This is a genomic window from Enterococcus sp. FR204, from assembly GCF_031143325.1.
Classification (GTDB): Bacteria; Bacillota; Bacilli; order Lactobacillales; family Enterococcaceae; genus Enterococcus_B; species Enterococcus_B faecium.
The window spans coordinates 1-6,276 of record NZ_JAKZIW010000074.1; the positions used below are offsets into that span (position 1 = coordinate 1).

General features: G+C 34.9%; 4 protein-coding genes. All 4 read right to left on the bottom strand.

The window, feature by feature from the left end; genetic code table 11:
• Positions 1-25: 25 nt before the first annotated feature.
• The 4 genes from RG571_RS11505 to RG571_RS11520 all read right to left on the bottom strand — a co-directional run bounded on the left by RG571_RS11505 (position 26) and on the right by RG571_RS11520 (position 6,017).
• Entirely contained in the window at positions 26-970 is a 945-nt protein-coding gene (locus tag RG571_RS11505; protein ID WP_002286211.1) for a 3'-5' exoribonuclease YhaM family protein, read from the bottom strand.
• On the bottom strand, positions 954-3,674 hold the full coding sequence (locus RG571_RS11510) for an AAA family ATPase (protein ID WP_002307067.1): 2,721 nt from the start codon (positions 3,672-3,674) through the stop codon (positions 954-956). The genes RG571_RS11505 and RG571_RS11510 overlap by 17 nt, the downstream gene beginning before the upstream one ends.
• Positions 3,671-4,891, bottom strand: coding sequence for a DNA repair exonuclease (locus tag RG571_RS11515; RefSeq protein WP_002307065.1), 1,221 nt, complete (start codon positions 4,889-4,891; stop codon positions 3,671-3,673). Before RG571_RS11515 ends, RG571_RS11510 begins: the two co-directional genes overlap by 4 nt.
• Before the next feature lie 280 nt (positions 4,892-5,171).
• Positions 5,172-6,017, bottom strand: a complete 846-nt coding sequence (locus tag RG571_RS11520) for a Cof-type HAD-IIB family hydrolase (protein ID WP_131774243.1) — start codon at positions 6,015-6,017, stop codon at positions 5,172-5,174.
• Positions 6,018-6,276: the final 259 nt, after the last annotated feature.

Consider the following 6,276-nt stretch of genomic DNA (forward strand, 5'->3'; position numbering starts at 1 on the left):
TTTGAATGAAAAAAATAAATTTTTGCTATAAATCTTTTGGTACATAGAAACTTCGGTTGTCCATACCGAAAATCCGATCGGTGTATTTTCCTGGTTCTGTTTGACGAATCGAAGTCAACATCATCTGCATCGAAGCATCGATATTGTCGATTTGATGTAATATTTCTGCTTCCATTATTCTTGGACGTACAGGTGAGCCATATTCTAATAAGCCATGGTGTGCTAAAACCATATGACGTAATACGAGAACATCTTCGTCAGCTTCGCTGATTTTCAACGCAAGACAGGCTTTAGTTATTTCTTCGTCAATCAATACCAGATGACCGATCAAATTTCCTGCAAGCGTATATTCTGTCGACATAGGACCGGAAAGTTCAATCACCTTTCCTAAATCATGCAAAATGATACCAGCATACAACAATGCTCGATTCAGCTCAGGATATTCATCGGCGATTGATTTCCCTAAGTGAAGCATTGTCAAAGTATGATAAGCTAATCCGCTGGCAAATGCATGATGGTTTCTTTTTGCTGCCGGAAACTCAAAAAATTGTTTTTGATATTTATTAAGTAGATAGCGAACAATACGATTCCAATGCGCATTGGTGATCTCAAACAACAATTGATTGATTTCTTCTTCCATTTCTTCTTTCTTCAAAGGGGCTCTTTCCATGTATAAACTAGGCTCTCCTGGCTCATCTACCCTTGTTAAGCGCATATGAAGAATCTTTACTTGAGGGTTTCCTTGATAAACCTCTCTTTTACCGTTTAGAAAAACGACTGTGCCGGCTGTAAATTTATTGATTTCCTCCTCCGAAGCATCCCAGTATTTACCATCGATAGTACCTGAAGTATCTTGGAAAGTAAAAGCAATAAATTTTTTTCCGTTTTTAGCGATTCTTACATCTGCACTTTTGATCAGGACAAATTGTTCAAACTGCTCATCGATTACTAAATCACGAATTTTTTTCATTATTTGCTCCTTCTAATTGTTTTACGATTTGGTTCATCTCATGGTAATAGCTTACCATTTCTTTATCAGAAGAAAAACAAATTATTTGATACTTTTCTCCAAATTTAGCTAAAAGTTCAGCTAATTGATACTTTCGCTGATGATCATAATGAAGCCAGCCATCATCAATGATGATCGGGCATATCGAACGGTTAGCTTCTAATGAGAGGTAAGCAAATCTCATCGCCATAATCAGCTGATCTTTCGTACCTGTAGATAACTCATAGATGGGAAATTCTGTATATCCGTCTGTTAAAGTCAGTGTATCATTTTTCAGTAATATCTTCTGATAATTTCCTTTTGTTAAAATACCTAAATAATCACCTGCTGCTCTTAACAACTGGGGTAATTGTCTTTCACTCATCTCTGTTGAAAGATCACCTAAGAATGTCCCGGCGATTTCAAGTGCTCCCCATTCCTCCAGTAATTCCTGTAATTTTGCTTTTTGCCGGCTAGCTTGTTGATAAAGTTCGTCCAATGTGCCGTCTCTTTGCAACTCTTCTACTTGAAGTTGGAGTCGTTGCCGATTTTCACTTGCTTCTTTTTCTTCTTGCTGGAGTTGGGATTGCTTTTCTTTCAGTTGGCGCAGTCTTACAGATAATTTCTCTTTTGTCAGCTCTTCAGGAAATAGTGGAGTAAGCATTTCCGATAATTCATTGTATCTTTTCATCTGCTGTTCGGCTTGTTTGGCTTTTTGTAAAAAGACAGGTACTTCCGAAGGATAAGATAAGCCTGCTTGAGTCAATTGTTCGCTGTATTCTTGTATCCATACTTTTTGTTTCTTTTTCAATTGATTGATTTCTTGCTTCAATAAAGTATTTTGCTGATAGCTTCTGGCAAATTTCATCTGTTCCATCTCTTGTATAAAACGGGAAAGCAATACCATTTTTTCTAAAATTGACTTATCTTGTATCGGTAACCATTCTTTAACAAACTCAAATTTTTGGTCGATTTGTCGTAGTTTTTCTTGTATTTCCTGCTCTCTTTTATGTTTCCGCTCAAATACGCCATATAATTTCTGATAATCTATGACTTCCTGTCCATATTCTTTCATGAGTTTGAGCGTATCCATCTTTCCTAAGTGCCGATGATCCGCAAAACGATATACTTCTTGCCGAAGAATCTGTTTTTCTTCCCCAGTTCTCTTTTGTTTTTCTTCTGCTTCAGCTAATTGAGCTAAGGCTAGATCAAGTTGTCCTAGTTTTTCTTGCCACATTCCTTTTATCTCAGAGAAATCATTTTTAGTTTTAATTTTTGGTTGCCTTTTGTAGAAGAAATAGCCAATCATGCCTGCACCAATTAGTAAAAGGATCACTTTCAAGGGCATTGGTACAAATATACCTGCAATGATTATTGCTCCGCCAGCCATCAGCATATACGGTTTAGATGAAGAGACTGGTGCTATCTCTGACTGATTTTGTAATAATGCTGGATAGGTCTCTTCCAAGTCATTCACTTCTGCTTCAATCATCTCTTGCTGTTCTTTAGCTATTTGGAGACGCACAGAAATCTGGCTTTCTAGATCAGCAATCCTTCTTTCTTCAGCCAGAAGATGCTTCCATTCTTCTTCATATAAAAATTCTTCCGGTAACGGATTTTTCTGCCAATGCCACCTTTGTTCCAAAATCTTCAATTCTGAATTTGTTTCTCTAGTCTCAATTTGTAATCTTTGCCATTCTTCGTTTAATTGTTCCGCTGTAAATTGAAGTTGCTGGAGATCTTTTAGTTCCTGCTCCTGCTCTAAATAAAAATAATATCTGGCTGACTGCTGATCCATCCCGCTATGCTTTTCCAGTGTTGCTTCTAATTCTTCCAAACGCTCATTTGTTTGCTGATACCGTTTGGAGAAAGACTCCAGATCTAAAAGAAGTTGCTCATCAGGAAGACCTGTAGTGCTGTTTTTTTTGAGAGATTGCCATTCTTCATATAAAGAAAAATTAAGTTCTTGCTGTCTGGCTAATGAAAATTGTTTGTTCGCCTCTTTTAATTGTGCCAATAACTGCTGCTGTTGCGACTCGTATTCCTGTTCTTGTTGGATCAACTTGCCAAAATAAGCTTCCTGTTCTTGTTTTTGATGAATTTTTTCTTGCAGCTCTTTCCATTCATTTAATTTTTGATTGATTAGTAGTTTTTGGCCTTTTTTCTTGAATAATTGTTGTGCTTTCTGATAATATTCTTGCCGCTTTTGGAATACTTGAGAACTGCCCGTGATGCCTAAAGAAATCAGCGCATCATGTAGCTCTTTTTCTCTCAAATGATCTAGTTCCATCAACTGTTCCTGCTGGAAAGTAAATACTTGCTGGAATAACTCTTTCGTTAAAGGCGCAATCAATTTTTCTAGTAACTCATCACTTCCCACTTGATCCCCCAGCCACACCTTCGATTTTCCGCGATTTTGCTGCTTGTAGCGCTCGACAGCAAATTCACCATATACAGGATGTTTAAGCCATATTTTGCCGCCATAGGCTGAGCCGTCTTTTGGTGTATAATCCTTTTTTTTACGGCCTTTTGAAGGGAAACCAAATAATATTGCTTGAATAAATTGATAAATCGTTGATTTTCCTGCTTCGTTTCCCCCATAGATCAGCTGATTGCCTGAATAAAAGTCAAAACTTTTTTGACGCCATTTTCCAAAAGCAGCAATCTCGATCCTTAAAATCTTCATTCCTGATCCTCCTCAAATAAAAAATCTTGATTAAGCAGCTGCTTGGCTTTTTCAAGTGTTTCTTCTTGGTATTCCGGCAGTTCGCTCAATATTCTAGCCGCTTCTTGATGACTATATACTTCATTTAAAATTTGTTGGAAATCTTGAGGTGTCTGATAGTATTGAAATAACTGTTCCATCAATTTAGCAGAAGCAGCAAGTGGGATCTTCGTATAAAAGGTATCCTCTATGAGAGAAATACGCCAAATAAAGAAATCATTTATCCTATCTGAGAATTCCTCTAACAAATAGTCTAATAGCTCTCCTGATTGTATCCGTTCCAAAACATCTGTATTGAGATGGTCATAATCTTTTAATTTTATTTCGATTAAACTAAAACCATACTCTACTTTTGAAAGTTGCTGACGAATGTGAACAATGACCTCTTTTGTCGTTCTTGCTTTCCTCAATGATATTTCCTTTGTCTTCCAATAGACCTCTGCTACTTTAATCGGATGTATTTGGCAACTTCCTTTACTTAATTCAACTAGTAGAATAGATGTAGAAGCTTGTTCCTTTTTAGTATGACCTTGAGGCGCACCTGGATAAACAATTGTTTGCTTTTCATTTAAGACCGTTGGCACATGGATATGCCCTAAAGCCCAATAATCGTATCCCTTTTCTTGCATCTTTGAGGGTTGGAAAGGAGCATAGTTTCCTTTTTGAGAGACGCCAGGTTCCCCGTGGTACAACCCAATATGGTAATCTGTGAGTTCTCTAGAAGGAAATTCCATCACTTTGTCTTTTTGAATCCACGGTTGACGATAACTAAATCCACTGAGAGAGACAGTTTCTCCACTTTTTATCGTTATTTTTTTTGTCTCTACCGTTTCGGATGTAAATAAATGGACATTTTTAGGAAAGGAGAACCAATACCGCTCTTTTTGATAGAAATCATGATTTCCGAATATTATAAATACAGGTATATGGTTCTTTTCTAACCGTTTCATCTGTTCTGAAAAATGTTTCTGTATTTTTAATGAAGGACGATTTTGATGAAAATTATCTCCTGCAAGTAAAACAAAATCAACGTTATTTATTATTGCCTGTTCAATGATATTTGATAAAACGGTCAGATTCGTCTTCAATAGTTTTTCCTGTACAGTTTTATCAAGAGTTGTCAGTCCTTCAAATGACCGATCCATATGTAAATCTGCCGCATGGATAAATTTCACCATTAAAAATTTCCTCCTTTTTTTCTTTTATCATACCATTTTCAATGTTTTTTTTCATCAATAACCGAAAATTTGTTCGTATTATGCAAAGAAATTACGATAAATGGCCGGCTTCAAAAAATGAGTTTATTCGAAAAAAAGATTGTGACATGATTTTTGTCACAATCCTAAATATCTATGTTATATTCGCTTCGTTTGACACTGAAGAAGTACTATTTGTACTGGAATTTATGCTCCATTTTTCCGTATTTAGAATTCTATGTTCTATACTACCTTAATTAGTTTATATGGTAAGAATTCTTTCAAATGCTTGAGATACTCCGTCTTTATCATTTGAAACAGTGACATAATCAGCTTTTTTCATGATTTCTTGATGACTATTTCCCATTGCAAAACTAATATCTGCACTTTCAAACATAGATAAGTCATTTAAACTATCTCCGATCGCGATTCTCAAAGGTTTCTTTAAATTGTAGATTGATTCCAAACGATCAAACACCACGCCTTTAGATACATTTTGAGGTACGATTTCAATATTTACAGGTGCCGATTCAGTAACAGACACATTTAGCATCTTTTTCAAATGGTTAAATATATTAGCTTTCAATTGACGATTAGGAATAAAAATAAAAAATTTGTAAATGCTGATAGCATCCTTTTCTATAATTTCCTCAATATTATTATAAGGGATTGAACAAATAGATTTTTCATACTCAAGCTCATAGTTTAGCTCTTTGATAGAAAATTCACTCCCTGCCTCGTGAAAAATTTTTTTCATTTTATTTTTATAATTCTGAGATTCATAACTTCCGAGATTTGTATATATTTTGGTTGGAAATTTCGATAGGACAGAATCAATTTTTTTTACATCATTTTTATCGAAGGAAGACTCAAATATCTTTTTTTCTCCATCAAATCCAACAGAACCATTTAACCCTACTGCTGGTATCCTTAAACCAGATTTTTTGAGAATATTATTAATGTCTTCTACTTCTCTTCCAGAACAAATGAATGGAAAACAGTCTTCCGGTAAATGTTTCATTGTTCTTGCATTTTTTTGACTAATGCTCTGGTCAGAATTCAAAAGAGTACCGTCTAAATCTATACCAATTAGTTTCATTTCATCCATGTCTCCTATACGTTGATTATAAATTCACTGCTTATTGTAAGTCTAAATTTCTCACAAAACATATACTAATTATACCTAATTTAAGTAAGTACAAACATCATTTTAAGATTAGGAAAGGACATTTATATACTATTCTCTGTATTTTTGATTTATAAATAAATATGAATTGAATCCAAATCAGCTATATTACTATTTTATAATAACCAACTATAAAAAACGAAGTTAGGTGAAAAACTAACTTCGATATTCATAAAAGACT

Bases quoted from the DNA above. Each gene is read 5' to 3' on its own strand.
- RG571_RS11505 (WP_002286211.1), bottom strand. From the start codon at position 970: ATGAAAAAAATTCGTGATTTAGTAATCGATGAGCAGTTTGAACAATTT.
- RG571_RS11510 (WP_002307067.1), bottom strand. From the start codon at position 3,674: ATGAAGATTTTAAGGATCGAGATTGCTGCTTTTGGAAAATGGCGTCAA.
- RG571_RS11515 (WP_002307065.1), bottom strand. From the start codon at position 4,891: ATGGTGAAATTTATCCATGCGGCAGATTTACATATGGATCGGTCATTT.
- RG571_RS11520 (WP_131774243.1), bottom strand. From the start codon at position 6,017: ATGGATGAAATGAAACTAATTGGTATAGATTTAGACGGTACTCTTTTG.